18 protein-coding genes are annotated in these 15,324 nt (G+C 35.4%); 12 read left to right on the top strand and 6 right to left on the bottom strand.

Annotated elements, in window-relative coordinates:
* Positions 1-17 precede the first annotated feature (17 nt).
* Positions 18-842 carry a hypothetical protein gene (locus tag GNT69_RS06825; RefSeq protein WP_239094086.1) on the top strand — a complete coding sequence of 275 codons (825 nt, stop codon included), beginning with the start codon at positions 18-20 and terminating at the stop codon, positions 840-842.
* A 46-nt stretch (positions 843-888) separates the two neighbouring features.
* On the opposite strand, the gene GNT69_RS06820 is transcribed toward GNT69_RS06825, so the two are convergent.
* Positions 889-1,131, bottom strand: coding sequence for a DNA alkylation repair protein (locus tag GNT69_RS06820; RefSeq protein WP_203554220.1), 243 nt, complete (start codon positions 1,129-1,131; stop codon positions 889-891).
* Between the two features lie 103 nt (positions 1,132-1,234).
* On the opposite strand from GNT69_RS06820, the gene GNT69_RS06815 reads away from it, so the two are divergent.
* The 3 genes from GNT69_RS06815 (at position 1,235) to GNT69_RS06805 (ending at position 3,804) form a co-directional block, all read left to right on the top strand.
* On the top strand, positions 1,235-1,522 hold the full coding sequence (locus tag GNT69_RS06815) for a hypothetical protein (RefSeq protein ID WP_203554219.1): 288 nt from the start codon (positions 1,235-1,237) through the stop codon (positions 1,520-1,522).
* Positions 1,523-1,729: 207 nt separating this feature from the next.
* Positions 1,730-2,407 carry a response regulator transcription factor gene (locus tag GNT69_RS06810; RefSeq protein WP_203554218.1) on the top strand — a complete coding sequence of 226 codons (678 nt, stop codon included), beginning with the start codon at positions 1,730-1,732 and terminating at the stop codon, positions 2,405-2,407.
* Positions 2,407-3,804 (top strand): sensor histidine kinase, encoded by a 1,398-nt coding sequence (locus GNT69_RS06805; protein ID WP_203554217.1) that lies wholly within the window; start codon positions 2,407-2,409, stop codon positions 3,802-3,804. Before GNT69_RS06810 ends, GNT69_RS06805 begins: the two co-directional genes overlap by 1 nt.
* A 33-nt stretch (positions 3,805-3,837) precedes the next feature.
* Here the strand turns inward: GNT69_RS06805 and GNT69_RS25415 are convergent, their stop codons facing one another.
* Together GNT69_RS25415 and GNT69_RS06795 are read right to left on the bottom strand one after the other, a co-directional pair.
* Positions 3,838-4,347 (bottom strand): Hsp20 family protein, encoded by a 510-nt coding sequence (locus GNT69_RS25415; RefSeq protein WP_203554216.1) that lies wholly within the window; start codon positions 4,345-4,347, stop codon positions 3,838-3,840.
* 29 nt (positions 4,348-4,376) lie between these two features.
* The gene (locus GNT69_RS06795; protein WP_203554215.1) at positions 4,377-4,856 is read right to left on the bottom strand and encodes an Hsp20/alpha crystallin family protein; all 480 of its coding nucleotides are present in this window, start codon (positions 4,854-4,856) and stop codon (positions 4,377-4,379) included.
* Between the two features lie 196 nt (positions 4,857-5,052).
* On the opposite strand from GNT69_RS06795, the gene GNT69_RS06790 reads away from it, so the two are divergent.
* Together GNT69_RS06790 and GNT69_RS06785 are read left to right on the top strand one after the other, a co-directional pair.
* Positions 5,053-5,832: an SDR family oxidoreductase gene (locus GNT69_RS06790; protein ID WP_203554214.1), complete on the top strand. Its 780-nt coding sequence runs from the start codon at positions 5,053-5,055 to the stop codon at positions 5,830-5,832.
* A 146-nt stretch (positions 5,833-5,978) separates the two neighbouring features.
* Positions 5,979-7,175, top strand: coding sequence for a DHH family phosphoesterase (locus GNT69_RS06785; protein ID WP_203554213.1), 1,197 nt, complete (start codon positions 5,979-5,981; stop codon positions 7,173-7,175).
* A 76-nt stretch (positions 7,176-7,251) separates the two neighbouring features.
* Here GNT69_RS06785 and GNT69_RS06780 read toward each other — a convergent pair whose 3' ends face one another.
* Positions 7,252-7,812 (bottom strand): GNAT family N-acetyltransferase, encoded by a 561-nt coding sequence (locus GNT69_RS06780; protein ID WP_203554212.1) that lies wholly within the window; start codon positions 7,810-7,812, stop codon positions 7,252-7,254.
* 481 nt (positions 7,813-8,293) lie between these two features.
* Here GNT69_RS06780 and GNT69_RS06775 point away from each other — a divergent pair, with 481 nt between their 5' ends.
* The 5 genes from GNT69_RS06775 to GNT69_RS06755 all read left to right on the top strand — a co-directional run bounded on the left by GNT69_RS06775 (position 8,294) and on the right by GNT69_RS06755 (position 11,870).
* Positions 8,294-8,614 (top strand): DUF4870 domain-containing protein, encoded by a 321-nt coding sequence (locus GNT69_RS06775; RefSeq protein WP_203554211.1) that lies wholly within the window; start codon positions 8,294-8,296, stop codon positions 8,612-8,614.
* 150 nt (positions 8,615-8,764) lie between these two features.
* Complete coding sequence (locus tag GNT69_RS06770) at positions 8,765-9,535, top strand: hypothetical protein (RefSeq protein ID WP_203554210.1); 771 nt, start codon at positions 8,765-8,767, stop codon at positions 9,533-9,535.
* Between the two features lie 99 nt (positions 9,536-9,634).
* The gene (locus GNT69_RS06765; protein WP_203554209.1) at positions 9,635-10,210 is read left to right on the top strand and encodes a redoxin domain-containing protein; all 576 of its coding nucleotides are present in this window, start codon (positions 9,635-9,637) and stop codon (positions 10,208-10,210) included.
* A 105-nt stretch (positions 10,211-10,315) separates the two neighbouring features.
* Positions 10,316-11,275: a diaminopimelate epimerase gene (dapF, locus tag GNT69_RS06760; protein WP_203554208.1), complete on the top strand. Its 960-nt coding sequence runs from the start codon at positions 10,316-10,318 to the stop codon at positions 11,273-11,275.
* Positions 11,276-11,546: 271 nt separating this feature from the next.
* Entirely contained in the window at positions 11,547-11,870 is a 324-nt protein-coding gene (locus GNT69_RS06755) for a BC1872 family protein (protein WP_203554207.1), read from the top strand.
* Between the two features lie 93 nt (positions 11,871-11,963).
* Here the strand turns inward: GNT69_RS06755 and GNT69_RS06750 are convergent, their stop codons facing one another.
* The gene (locus tag GNT69_RS06750) at positions 11,964-13,793 is read right to left on the bottom strand and encodes a DNA ligase D (protein ID WP_203554866.1); all 1,830 of its coding nucleotides are present in this window, start codon (positions 13,791-13,793) and stop codon (positions 11,964-11,966) included.
* Between the two features lie 162 nt (positions 13,794-13,955).
* Between GNT69_RS06750 and ku the strand changes: the two genes are divergently transcribed.
* Positions 13,956-14,804 carry a non-homologous end joining protein Ku gene (ku, locus tag GNT69_RS06745; protein WP_203554206.1) on the top strand — a complete coding sequence of 283 codons (849 nt, stop codon included), beginning with the start codon at positions 13,956-13,958 and terminating at the stop codon, positions 14,802-14,804.
* Positions 14,805-14,861: 57 nt separating this feature from the next.
* Here ku and GNT69_RS06740 read toward each other — a convergent pair whose 3' ends face one another.
* Positions 14,862-15,158: a DUF6509 family protein gene (locus GNT69_RS06740; RefSeq protein ID WP_203554205.1), complete on the bottom strand. Its 297-nt coding sequence runs from the start codon at positions 15,156-15,158 to the stop codon at positions 14,862-14,864.
* Positions 15,159-15,324: the final 166 nt, after the last annotated feature.

Raw genomic sequence — 15,324 nt, 5'->3', positions numbered from 1 at the left:
ACGGAATGGTGATGTTGATGAGATTATTCCCTTTATCATTGATGGTCATTTTTTTATTGGCAACCGGTGGAAATGGAATTCAAGAGAAGCAAAATGAAATCCTAAGGCTCAATTGGGATGAGGTAAATGAGATACTTCCAAAATATAGTAAATTTACAGTCGTAGACTTGGAAACTGGAAAGAAGTTTCGTGTTCAACGCCGGGCTGGGAGTCGACACGCAGATGTACAACCACTAACAGCTCAGGATACAAAGATTATGAAGGAAATTTATAATGGGAAATGGAGTTGGAAACGGCGAGCGATTATTGTGCATTCAAATAAAAAGAAAATTGCTGCCTCGATGCATGGGATGCCCCATGGCGCCGGTGCTTTAAGGAACAATTTCCCTGGTCATTTCTGTATTCATTTCTATGGCAGTACAACTCATCGAACGAATTTTATGGACTTATCTCATAAGCTTATGATTTTAAAAGCATCAGGGGAACTTGAAAGTTATTTGAATGAGACAGATGCTTATGACTTAGCCAATGCCTATTTAACAGGAATAAAGCAGCAAGATTCTAAAATTGTTTCACAAACGTCTTTACAACACCTTAATTGGGAGGAAATCCTTCCTAAAATTGATAATGTTACGATCAATCGGATGGCAGTTCTTCCTAAAGAAGACATTGGTGACGAACTTGCATTATTCGTTCCTGTTACTCTTTTATTACAATTGAAAGGGATTGGATTTTATCAATATGATGGAACGCTCACACTCGTAAGGTTATCTCCTTTTGACGGTTGGAAGGTAGATTCAATTGCATTTTTCGGGAAAGTGGACCTAGTTAGCGAAAAATAAGGACGTTTTTTAGACCAAATCAACATGATTTGGTCTTTTGTATTTTCTAATTTTTTTCACCGAACTTAATAAATGTACGTTCATCTTCAACTAATCCACAAACTGCACATTGGACTTTCATTTCAGGCCCTCGATATGGAGTGTGGAAGGGATCTAATTGGCCGTCTGCATATTGCTCAATAATCTCACCAGACTTTGGATCCAGTTTTACGTAGTGAGGAACTTGTTGAATGAGGTTGAACCTACTTTTATTTGTTTTGCAATTTGGGCACCTATATGGCATATTCATTTTTATAACCCCCTTTATCAATACCGGTATTTTTTGCATTGGTTTGCCCATTTATGTAGGATGCAAAAAGGAGAATATAAGCCAATTGAGGTGATGAGCAGAGATGACCATATATGATGATAATGACTTGCTTGAAGATTATCGAAAGTTATGGAATAATCGTCAACTTACGAATGAGAAACTCGAACCACAAGGAATCCTTAAAGAAGCAATCATTAGAGAGTTAAGAGACGAGAACTCTCATCCTAGAGTTAGGAAAACATTTTACGAGAAGTACTACTTAGCAACAAAACGGATTGTAAATTCTTCAATTAATAATGAAGCGAAGCTAAAGCTAATTCAGCTTCATATCGAATATCTGTCAAAATTAAATGATGAAAAGGAAACCTGATCATGTTGGTTATCGATCGGGTTTTTTATTTGATGAAGAAAGGTTTTCACTAATTATGTGGAAATTATGAGTTATTTCAGCAAACTCTTCTCATAATCGTCATATTTTCACCATCTTTTTAAAGGTATAATATGGATGGATACGAATAATCAATTAGACTTGATTGTTTGGTAATGCATGTTTAAATTGTCAAGGGAGCGATAGTAGATGAATCCTGTACGGGTTTTGATAGTTGATGATGAGGAAGATATGCGTGATTTAGTGCAAATTTATTTAGAAAACTCTGGTTATTCCTGTTTTCAAGCTGCTAGTGGGATGGAGGCATATGCCATCCTAGAACAGCAACAGGTTGACCTTGTAACACTTGATATAATGATGCCAGAAGAGGATGGTTTTTCTGTTTGTGAATCGATTCGTTCTTTTTCTCAAGTTCCAATTATCTTTTTATCGGCAAAAGGCGAAGAATGGGACAAAGTGAAGGCACTAAAACTTGGCGGTGATGATTATATTGTTAAGCCATTTAGCCCAGGAGAACTCGTCGCGCGAATTGGAGCTGTTTTAAGGCGGACTTCACCAGTCGTTCAGGAAGAGAAGATTTATAAATTCGGAAAAATAGCCATTGATAAAAAGGCTCGACGTGTAAGTGTGGACGGAAAAATGATCTCTTTAACTTTAAAAGAATATGAGTTGCTTAATTTTTTAATTGAGCATCACTCTCAGGCATTAAGTCGGGAGCAGTTATTAGAAAACGTTTGGGGCATCGATTATCTCGGAAGTTTACGAACAGTTGATACCCATATAAAAACATTAAGAATGAAATTGGGTATAGGTGATTATATCCAAACAATTTGGGGCATTGGCTATAAATTTGAGGTGTCAGACTGATGAAATTCTTAGCTGACAGCTTATTAAAGAAGCTGTGGTTGACAATTACTTTTTCAGTCATTATTACTATTGTTGTTTCATTTGTGTTTTCATATCTTTTCTATGAAAAATTATATGTTGATCGTATTGCAGAAGATCTTTATCAAGAAGGTGAACAATTAGCGAATGATTATAAGGGTGGGCCGGTTTCAAGTGAACTTAAAAAAAATATTCAATGGTATAATGAAAAATCTAGCACAGAAATATTCTTAATAAAAAACCATTCTGAGCTCAATGATTGTTTTCTTTTTGAAATAAATAAAGAACCTGTTATTACTCAAAGTCAGTTAGATGAGCTCTTAAAAGGCAATGCTGTCTCAGTGAATGGGTTTAAAGAATATTTTAATCGAGAAGTAATTGCTGTGTTTTTTCCATTATTGGATCAAGGCAGTTTAGAAGGAATTCTCTTTTTATACATCCCACTTGCGAAAATCTCGGAATTAACGAGAGAATTTTCCTATCTATGGATGTTTGGGGGCATCACCTTTATTGCGTTGGCGCTGTTTTTCGGATACATGATGATTGATCGCTTAACGAGACCATTAGTGAACATGAAAAATGCAGCAAAGAAAGTATCACAGGGTGATTATTCAACAAGGGTTAAAATTCAATCAAATGATGAAGTTGGCCAATTGGCGGCGGCATTTAATCAAATGTCAGCATCAATTCAACAAGAAGATACGAGAAAACGTGATTTTTTAGCTGATGTTTCTCATGAATTAAGGACACCTATTTCTTATATAAAAGGGTACAGTGAGGGACTTGCGTCTGGAATTGTAAAGGATCATACGGAACAACAAAAATATCTTAAACTCATTAACCGAGAAGCGACAAGAATGGTGAAGTTAGTCTCCGATCTCCTTGACTTATCGAAACTTGATGCAGGCCAATACTCATTTGAAAAACATCCATTTCCACTGGCTCAATTGATTGAGGATTTTGTTCAAAAATATGCTCAAGAATTAACCGAAAAACAAATTACGCTATATACAAATCTTAATCCAGATATAATTATTCATGCAGACGATGGAAGGGTAGAGCAAATTCTCCAAAACATTATGGATAATGCTGTACGATACACAGATCCTGGCGGAGAAATTTCGATTACATTAAAAAAACACCATTTTGGTGCATTGGTTGAAATTTCTGATACGGGTATTGGAATTCCTCCAGAAGATTTATCGAAGCTTACCGAACGGTTTTATCGTGTAGATAAAGGAAGAGCGAGAAGGAACGGAGGAACAGGTCTTGGGTTATCAATCGTTGAAAAGCTGGTAAGGCTTCATGGTGGGATGTTTGAAATTAAAAGTGAAATTGGAAAAGGGACGAATGTCAGGATTTTTTTCCCTGTTGTTTAAGTGTTCCTCCGTTCGTTGACTTAAATGACTTTTTTAAGGTTGTAAAGGGCTTGGAGGAGTTGAGGAAGAAAGGTCAATATAAATTGGCACAGAATCCTCTTCTCTTATAATTGGTAGTTCGATCGTTAATAAACCATCTTCCAGGCTGGAACGAATGCCTGTTTTATTTATTTTTACTGGGAGAATAATCTTTTTTTCGAAATGACGATTCTCACGCTCTTTTAAGTAGTAGTGAAGCCCTGGCTTTAATGTTGAATATTTACCCGCGATTATTAAATCCTGCCCCTTTAAGCTCACAGAAATATCTTGTTTGGACATACCTGGTAGTTCAGCTTCAACGAATAAATGATTTCCTTTTTCATAGATGTCACAAATTGGGAACAATGATTTCATTCTAGGTTCGTTTGTAGAGTTCGTATCTTCATCGAAATTTAGATAGGTTGAAAATGGATGATGATTTTGATTGAACACTTCTTTCCAAAAACTCTCAGCGGCTTTTTGTTTTGAGGCATCAAGCCAACCCTTTAACTTATCATCTTCCACTCTTAATTCCTCCTTTAGGTTTAAATCTTTTAGACATCGGGAACAGATATTTCGGATATTTGTGACTGTATGCTTCTCGGGATTTTTATCTCTAAAATACAATCTCTATGGGTAGCAGTTGCGCCTTTTTTTCTAACTGGCACGGGTAATGTAATGGTGTTTTTATCTTCAGATTTTGGAATATTTTCAATAATTAGTTCATGGGATGTATAAAATATTTTCATTTCTTTTAGCCAGTGTTCATCTTCAATTGGAATTCGGATGAATACAAAATCATGTGTTTCAAACACAGCTATTTGTACCTGCCTATCTTCGGATTGCTGCTGTGATTCTTGTTGAAAAGCTGGCATTCCTTTCATCCAGGATTGGGGATTGGCCATCCCTTCCATGTTTTTCGGCATCATTTTGTTGAGCATTTCATGGACATATTTATCGATTTCAGTTGATCCATTGCTATGAAGCATCTTTTTCATTTCGTCGCTAAAAGGAAAATTGTTCCATGGGAGCATCCAGCTTTCCTCCTTTACGTTTCGTTGTCGTTGGATACAAAATTGTGTTGCTTCATCATATGCAAGGAAATGATTCGTTGTTCAATATGGAAAATAAAAGATAAAGATTAGTAGTTTTGAGGTTAAGAGTTTGCATAAACATGTTGTTCTATTTAATATAATGATAAAGATGACTGAATTATTTATGGGGGTAATAGTGAATAAAAAAATAGCGTTGTTGACTGGAGGAGCAACTGGAATTGGGAGAACGACGGCTATCCAGCTTGCTACAATTGGCGTGAATTTAATGATTAATTTTCGAGAAAGTCAAAGGGATGCAGAGGCATTAGCACAAGAATTGACAGCGAGATATGGGACAGAAAACTACATCGAAAGAGCCGACATTACAGACTACAATCAATGCCAACAGTTAGTTAATAAAAGTTTACTCCGATTCCCCAAGATTGATATTCTTGTTCATAATGCCGGACCATATGTTCATGAGCGAAAGAAGCTGGTAGATTATTCAGTTGATGAATGGGATTATTTAATTAATGGAAATCTTAACTCGGCTTTTTATCTTTCACGGCTGTTAGTTCCCATCATGAGGAAGCAAAATTGGGGAAGAATAATAACTATTGGTTTTGATCGGGTCGAATCTACTCCAGGATGGATTTACCGGTCAGCATTTGCTGCAGCTAAAACTGGACTTGCTTCACTTACGAAAACGCTTGCAATTGAAGAGGCAGAGCATGGAATCACTGTTAATATGGTTTGTCCTGGTGATATTGTTGGCAAGTGGAAGGAACGAGAGATTAAGGATGCCATCGGAGTAAACGATGATTACGTACCGGTGGGAAGACCTGGAACTGGAGAGGATGTTTCCAGAGTCATTTCTTTTCTGGTAGATGAAAAATCCGATTTCATAACTGGAAGTATTATTCCAGTTACAGGGGGGAAAGATGTCCTTGGAAAAGCATTTCGAAAGGAAATATAAAGGGAGAAGCGAGTGATACGCTTCTTTTTTTTGAAATTAAAAAACAGTTGTTAAATAATGTTTAGCTAAGGTGCACGTTTTTCGTTTAAAATAGCGAAAAATAGAAACCCTAGGTAGGAAGAGAAAGTGATTGTAGGTGAAGAAAAATGTATAAATTGTATACTCATAATGATCTTGACGGAGTAGGGTGTGGAATTTTAGCAAAGTTAGCTTTTGGGGACATGGTCGATGTACGATATAATTCTGTAATGGGGTTAGATTATCAAATTGCCCAACTGTTTGAACGGGAGAATGAGCATGAATATGAACAGCTATTTATCACCGATTTATCAATTAATGAAGAAAACACAAAAAACATTCAAGACTTTTATAAGAATGGCGGAAAGGTTAAATTAATTGATCATCATAAGACGGCCATTCACTTTAATGATTATGACTGGGGAATGGTGCAGATCGAATACGATGATGGGAGGTTAACATCAGCGACCTCACTTTTTTATGAATATTTAATTGAACATCAATGGCTCGAAACATCAAAAGCGATTGAAGGTTTTATCGAACTTGTCCGGCAGTATGATACGTGGGAGTGGGACAAGAATGATAATATTATGGCAAAACAGCTAAACGATTTGTTCTTCATGTTCTCGATTGATGAATTTGAGGAGAATATGATTGAACGCTTAAAAAGCCAAGCAGAATTTGAATTCGATGAGTTTGAACAAAAGCTCTTAGCGATGGAAGAGGATAAAATTGAACGTTATGTTCGTAGAAAAAAGCGGGAAATTGTACAAACATTTATCGGTGATTTTTGTGCGGGAGTTGTACATGCAGAATCATACCATTCGGAATTAGGAAACGAGTTGATGAAGGAATTTCCTTATTTGGATTATATAGCGATACTTAATGTTGGTGGCAAGAAAATAAGCTTTCGAACGAACCATGACCATATAGATGTTTCTGCCATTGCTGGTCAATTTGGTGGTGGAGGCCATGCAAAAGCATCAGGTTGTTCAATGAGCAAAGAAGCGTTTGATTTATACGTTCAGAAGTTGTTCCCGCTTGAAACCATTCATCCAGATGCATTTAAAAATAAATATAACTTAAAACTGTCTCCAAAAGGTTCACTATATGAATGCAAAAAAGGTGGTAAATATTTTATCTATCCAAATAAAGAAGGTCTATGGGTAGTTGATAAAAACGGGAACATTTATGAAGAAGGTCATAATGATTTTCAATCAGCTGAGTACGCGTTGAAAAGGAAATATGGTGTATGGCTTGTACGAGATGATGTTTATGTATCTTTCTTAGTTGATTTTTATTTAAAGGAGGGCTTAAGTAAATAAATCCAAATCAGTTTAACATTTCATAATATAAAATGATTTTAAAGGAAGGCCCGCTATTTGGGCCTTCCTTTCTGAATTAAGCTTCTAATAGTTGAGATTCTTTAATAGGATGTGCTATTTCTCTGCGTTGATGGAACTGATATTGGTCTTTTGAAACTTCATAAAGGTCGAAGATAGGTCCATTTAAATTTAACTGATGATAGATTCCAGATCTAGTTTCATTCGCTTTTACAACATAAGGGATTTTTTCCGCTGCTTTAATTGAGCGAGTGTTCTCTTTTCGTATTCTCATATAGACCGTTTCAATATTTTTATCAAAAAATAGTTCCTGGAAAAATGCATCTTTTGCAGGTTCGTTATAGCCTTTCCCATGAAATGGTTTGCCAAGCCATGTTCCTAGAAACCCGGCAAGGTCTTGAATATCGAATAAGTTAATTGTTCCGATTGGAGTTCCCCAGTCATCTAGGATTGTTCTTGATATTAACTCTCCACGTTCCTCAGCTTCAATCACTTGCTTTGTAACAAAGACATATTCATCATAAGAAAAAGCTTTTTGACGAACAAAAGGGAAGACCTCCGGATGCGTCATGAGCTCGAATAAAGCGTGACAATCATTAAGATCGCGTTTTTTGAGCATTTGTATCCCTCCAAAAATAGGGTGGTCCCTAGTTCGATTCCATAAAAAATAAATGGACCACCCGCGAAATTTTTTGTAAATTGCTAAAAAATTTCGGGGTGGGAATCGAACCCACTAGAACCAGGATACTGGTGGCGCACCATTTGCCTTCCCTTATTACTATTTCAATATGAAATTTTTGATTTCCATAGAAATCATACTAAAAATGATGTAAAAAAGAAACTATTTTTTTGTAAATTATTTTTTAACTTTTTTCAAAAAAATAATGTGGTCTAACCTTAAAAAGTACCAGTATAAACCTAAGAATCGCAACGTAGATTACAAAAAATTTCATCACCTCAGAAGAAGTAGGTTGTATAAATAATGTATTCAAGTTGTCCCATTCAAGAACAATTCATAGGTTGTAAAAATTCATGAAACTTTATATTGACAAGAGCGTATTATGAGGAGATAAGGTAAAATAAAGGAAAGGGGGGATCTTATGCCAAGCAATGAGGAAAGATTGTTAGCGACAGCGATTTACGCTATTAGTTTTTTTACTGCCTTTATTGGTCCACTTGTCATCTGGTTAGTAAAAAAAGATGAATCTAGTTATATTGATTATCATGGAAGGGAATATTTTAATTTTTTCATTTCGTATTTTGTCTACAGTGTTGTAAGTGGAATTTTAGTCGTTATTCTTATCGGTTTTTTATTACTGCCAATCGTAGGGTTGCTAGGAGTAGTCTTTACAATTATTGGGGCAATCAAGGCTTACGAGGGAGAGGAATATCGTATCCCGTTCATATTCAGAATTTTATAGCACTCCCTTTATGAAGCCTGATTTTACAGGCCCTTTTTTTGCTATTATGAAACTGTATGTACATAAGTTTTTTCGTAATTTAATAGAATGATTTTAATAGATGCACAATATAATAAGAGTAATAAGCTAAAGAATTGCGAGGAACGATAAATGTGCATCCAACAATACTATTTGCAAACATCTAAAACCTATTTGAATGCCTGCATACTCACTTTCTTATTGCTTTCGGCGATTCTAACAGTCTGTATGTTTTTGGCTATCAGGCCGCCATTTGCCTTGGTGGCAATCCCATTTTTCATCGTTGCCATAAGCCAGTTTAATGGTTATATACGGTTTAGAAATCACTCAAAAGAAGCTCATTTTAAAATAAATAGTACGGAAAAGATTGATTTCTTTACTAATCCAAATTTTCTCCTTGCTTTGGCCCCCGCTCCTGCATTAAAGATATTGTTATTTCATCCAAATGGTTTTCTTACGGGAGAACTAAAGGAAGTAGAAGGGAAATTTTGGCGTTGGTTTTTACCGAGTTTTTTTGATTTTTATGTAAAGAAACGCTTTGGGTTTTATAATCAAGAAGGGGAACTATTAGCTTTGATTGATGTAAAGCAAAAGGAAATTGCCGTTCTTGATCGAAAAGGCAATAACGTCGTAACATTTAATACTCATTCTCAAATAGGAGAATCGTTGAGAGATCGTGTTCAATATAGGGCAGAACATCTTTCATCCATGTATACTGACATTCATATTCATAGGCAGAAACACCCTGTCTCACGTCTTCGAAAAGGCTGGATGCCGTTAGAATGGGGGACGAATTTTCATGTGAATACTCCAATCCTCTCATTCGATCCTCAGGCTACAAAAAACGATCGCCTTCTTGCGCTCGCAGTTATAATTGGTTACTTTCAATATGACAATCATTAATATATTGAATAAAAGGTTTTAATGCTTTTTTAATGCAGATAATAGCATTTCGTTTTAAAATAGCATCATGGGTTCTTTAACATGAAAGGAAGGTTACTTTTGAAAAAGTTTTTAATTATTGCTGCTATTATCTTAGCTGTGCTTTTCGTTATCGATAAGACCGTATTAAAGAATCAAGGAGTCGTCAATCAATTGACACTCACAGGGAAATATAAACAAATAAATAATCCGGATCAGTTACCAGTTGGACTAGATGAGGGGAACCTTGCCCCGGAATTTTCTTTAATGGATTTAAACGGAAATGAAGTAAACTTAAGTGACTACCGAGGAAAGAAAATATTGTTGAATTTTTGGGCGACATGGTGTCCGCCATGTAAAGCTGAAATGCCTTATATGCAAGAATATTTTGAGAAATATCAATCAGATGGTTTTGAAATTCTTGCAGTTAATGCCACGGTTACCGAAAAATCAAAAGAGGATGTTTTTCGTTTTATTGACGATTATGACCTTACATTTACAATTCCGATGGATGAGAGAAACCAGGTGTCAAGTGGATATGAAATTTTAGCCTTTCCGACGAGTTTCTTTATTGATTCTGATGGCGTTATTAGAAGTAAAGTGATTGGCGGTCTTACAAAAGAATACCTACATGATGAAATAAAAAAATTGCCATAGAAAAAATAGTCAATCATAACAACTATGATTGACTATTTTTTAGGTTGAACAATTATTCGAATTATGGCATCTTTTTATGTAGTAAATAATTTGGAGGCGGCTATTATGGTGATCGATTTGATAAAGTGCCATGGGTCTGGGAACGATTTCCTTATGATGGATGAAATGGGGGGAAATTACGGCTTTACCGAGGGAAGTCGCGCAAATCTTGCGAAAAATTTATGTAATCGAAAAACTTCCTTAGGGGCCGATGGGATATTATATATTTTAAACAGCGAAACAGCGGATGCAAGAATGAGAGTGTTTAATTCCGATGGTTCTGAGGCTTCAATGTGTGGCAATGGCCTTCGCTGTGTGGCTCGTTATGTATGTGAGAAATTAGGAATAGAAGAAGCGATAATTGAAACGATGAAAGCAGATTTACAAGTAAAAAAAGCAGCAAATATTTTTCCTGGCGTTCCAACGTACCAAGTTGAGATTTCGCCTGTATCCTTTCGAGTGGAAGATTTGCCTTTAAATATTAAACAAAAAGAATTAATACAAGGCGTAATTCCTGCTTTATCCGAGGAATTAACGTTTACAGCATTAGCTGTACCGAACCCACATTTAATAACGATTGTTGACGATACTCACCTTAAATCGAATTTACAGAAAGAACTAAGTGAAGGAGTTAACGCTCCAAATGAGCTTTTTCCTGATGGAGTGAATGTTAGTTTTATCAAGCTAATAGAAAAAAACAAAATTTATGTACGCACATATGAACGTGGGGTAGGCTTTACGAATGCTTGTGGTACAGCAATGTCTGCTTCAAGTCTAGTAACGACCCTTATCGGGGAGAATGATGTAGAAGACATCATTGAAGTTTATAATAATGGTGGAATGGTCCGGTGTATAGTCCATAAAGATCATAAGGACTACACGATTGATCTTATTGGTAATGCCACATATTTATATAAGGTAACATTAGATAGTGAAACAAATGCAGTCGTAGAAAAACATGATACGATTGAAGAAGAGTCATATCAAAAACTAGAGGAGCATGCGAAATCCGTTTTACGCGGATAAAGTGGTTTGAATATTATTAAATGATTTTAAGATAACTGTCCTTATGTACACAAATGAATTGTGTACCTTAGGACAGTTATTTTTTTAGGCTGTGTTCAAAGACTGGTGTTTGGAGTGGAAGTCAACACCTAGGTTTCAACACATCCTCATTTTAAAAACTATTTTAAAAAAAAGCTAGTATTTCTCTTTAATCTGTTATATATTTATTTTAAATATATTAAATTGTTATATAACAATGGACGCGAAAATTAAAAGGAAGAGGGTTATGATTATGAATAAAACAGAAGCTATTGCACGACGAGTACTTGGCTGGAAGTTGAATCGGTGGGACCGATGGTACGATTGTGAAAAAAGTACATTCATTCCAACTACCGATTTTCAGCCAGAGCAAAACCTTGGACACGCGATGCTCATCGTTGAGAGATTGGAAAAATTCGGATTTTTCTTTTCTAACAATGGAGGAACAGAAGCTCGTTTTAATGATGTAAAAGCAACAGGTAATTCACTAGCAGAGGCAATCACAAATGCAGCTTATCATCTTATTGAAAATTCTACTGAACCAGATAGCAGGAAAATTTGGAGCCAATTATGTTAAACCTTCGTATTTAAGCGATTATATATAAAACGAAAAAGAGCAACCGATAAAAGGCGGTTGCTTTTTTTATTCTCTAGTGCGGGATTCATACGCTTATCTTTTTTTTCGTAAAAAATCGAGAACGGGCTGAAAATTTTGGATATCCTTGGCTATAAAATAATCGGCAAAGGGCGACCCTTTTTCTGTTAACCGAGAAATCATATTATTTACTTTGAAAGCTGAAATCGATAAGTTTTCATTGACCTCATTCCAAAACAACGGAGCTGCTACAGTGGCTTGTGATGTACCACGTGGAGAAAACGGGCAGATAATCGTTTTCCCTTCTGCATGTTGAATATAGTCCACATAAAGTCGATTGCCACGGTGCTTTTTAAGCCTTTCCGTTGTAAAAGCATCAGGATTCTTCGAAATAAGATAATCAGCAATAAATGATGTAAATAATCTTGTATCGTTATACGTATATTTGTTTTTTGGAAGTGGAATATACACTTGAAGTCCTTTGTTCCCTGATGTTTTTATAAAGCTAATAAGTTCAAGATGATCTACCACTTCTTTAATTATTAATGCTGCTTCAATGGCAAGATGAAAATAATCTTTTGAAGGTGGGTCAAGATCAAAAACGATTTCGTCTGGATGGGTATTATTTCTCGTTTGGAATGGGATATGGTATTCTAATGCAATTTGGTTTCCTAACCATAATAGCGTTTTTAAATCATTGCAAATGATATAATTAATTCCTTCTGAAAAAGTTGTTTCCACAAAATCGGGGGCATAATCTGGTGTGTTTTTTTGATAAAAAGCCTCCCCGAATATTCCGTGAGGATAACGGATCACTGTTAGCAAGCGGTCTTTCAAAAACGGTAACATAAACGGTGCAACTTCCCGCAAATAGTTGATTAGATCCATTTTTTTTATTAGAGGGTTTTCCCATATTGGTTTATCTGGATGTGTAACTTCTACCTCAATTGGGAAATTTTTCTGTTGTTGAAGAAATTGATTATACGTGCACTCTTCAGGCTTTAACTCAAAGCGAAATTGATGAAAATGAGGCTCCCGCATTTGGGCTTTATACATTTCTAAATATTTCACTTCAAGGCAAATTGCTGGATTAACATAAATAAAACGTTTGTCTTCATGTGAATGATTTTCTTTTATAATTTGAAACAATGCTGTCTTTTCATCTGGTTTAAATCCAAATAAAACGGCCCCCAATGGGAAAGTTTCTCCTTGTCGAAAAACACCGACATAAAAATAGCCATTTGATTTTTCATAGGCAGTAATAAAGCAAGAAACATATTTCCAATTTTTAATTTTTATCCACTGAGTTGTTCTTTTTCCCTCTTCCCAAGGACTATTGATCTGTTTTGCCACGATTCCTTCGCCATCACTTAACTGTATTGATTCCCATAACTTTTCTAGTTGTTTTTCTGAAGGAACGAGTTGAAGAAGCTGTGCACTTCTATTATCGGGGAAAATTGGAAAATTTAATTGCGTAAAAAACGTTTCAAGAATTTTTCTTCGTTCATGATAAGGTTTCTTTGTTAAGTCTTCGCCCCCGAGTTTCAAAACATCAAAAATAAGCAATCTACAAGGAATGCTTTTTGCTTTCTCTTTAATCTTTTCTAATGAGCGCATGCGCCCCCTAATTTGGATTGCATTAAAATTTGCTTTATAGGCATTTTCTAAGTGAACAAGTTCCCCATCAAGAATGAAAGGCAAATAGGCTTTTAAACGATCTTCATTTAATCGTAAAAATTCATTAATTTCTGGAAATATTTCTAATAATGACTTTCTATTTCTGCTTGTAAGCTTAATATCTTCCTCCCATTCAAGGAAAGCACGAAACCCATCATATTTTACTTCAAAATGCCAATCGTCTCCTTTAGGGGTTTCGAATTGAAGGGTTGGTAACATAGGCTTCATCATTAAATAGCTCCTTTCTGGTTGGAAATATAGTCCTACACTAGAAAGACTAAAATTTAGTTTACCTAAAAAATCAGAATCTAATCCTTTGGCAAATATTTTTACGAATTGAAACATCATTTTAATTGCAAATTAAACGTAAAAAGAATGGAGTTATTATCTATGCATACGATGTGGAAAGGAAGCATTTCTTTCGGGTTAGTTAATATCCCAATCAAGCTTCATACGGCTACAGAAGATAAAGATATAAAATTAAGGACTTTGCATAAAAAATGTCATTCGCCTGTCAAATACGAAAAAGTTTGTTCCGTATGCGAAGAAGAGTTAAACCCAGATGATATCGTTAAGGCATATGAGTATACGAAAGGAAAGTTTGTCGTTCTTGAAGACGATGAACTCGAAAATCTTCGTAAAGAAAATGAAGAAAAAGCGGTAGAAATCATGGATTTTGTGAGTATAGAAGAAATTGATCCTATCTACTACAACCGAAGTTATTTCATGTCACCAAATGAGGGTGGCACTAAGGCCTATTCATTACTAAGGAAGGCACTTGAACAATCACAGAAAGTTGGAATTGCAAAAATTATCATTCGAGCTAAGGAGCAGCTTGCCCTTGTTCGTGTTTATGAAAACACACTTGTGATGGAAACCATCCATTTCCCAGATGAAGTGAGGAATTCTGTGGACGTACCTAATGTTCCCGTTGAGGATAAAGTGACTGAAAAAGAACTCGAAACAGCAATTATGCTTATAAATCAGTTGACAACTACGTTCGAACCAGAAAAATATACAGATGAATATCGAACGGCATTACTTGAATTAATCGAAAGCAAGCGAACGGGGAAAGAAACGGTTACAGCAAAAGAAAAACAACCAGCAGCAAATGTAACCGATTTGATGGCAGCACTTCAAGCGTCGATTGACAGAACAAAGCCAACTGCTACCGAAAAACCGAAGAAAGAAACGACAAAACGAAAAAAAACAGGGACAAAAGTAAAAAAACAAGCATAATTACGGATGGAAATTCGATATTGTTGAAAGTAAAAAAAGAGCAATCATGCTCTTTTTTTAGTTGGTGTCAACTATTGGGATATGGTTGTGACAATAATCAATAATTAGCTTTTCTTCGTCATCTTCCAATGCAAACTCAAGGATTTTCTCTGATGTACGTTCAATAAAATAATATTGGAGAATTTTTGAATCTCCATTTTCTACTGAAAAAATGACTTTTAATAATAATCCATTTTCTGTATAAAGTTCGTCTTCCTCATCAACATCGATATGTAAATAAAACTCATATCTGTCCCCTTTGAGCAGGCCAAATGGGTCGCCAAGTATTTCAACGGTATGTCCACTAATTTGCATGTTTTTATCACCCTTTATATTTTCTTTTCCCTATTATATATCTTATCGAAGCAAAACAAAAACAACGAACAATTTATGCACAACTTTAAGTAGCACAATAGAAGGGTGGATTTTGTGAAAAAGATCATTCGTACTATAGTTATGATTTTTACATAAATCTTCCCAA

Origin of the sequence: Bacillus sp. B15-48, from assembly GCF_016879755.1 — a bacterium.
Taxonomy (GTDB): Bacteria; Bacillota; Bacilli; order Bacillales; family Cytobacillaceae; genus Mesobacillus_B.
This window is presented reverse-complemented; position numbering and strand designations above follow the sequence as displayed.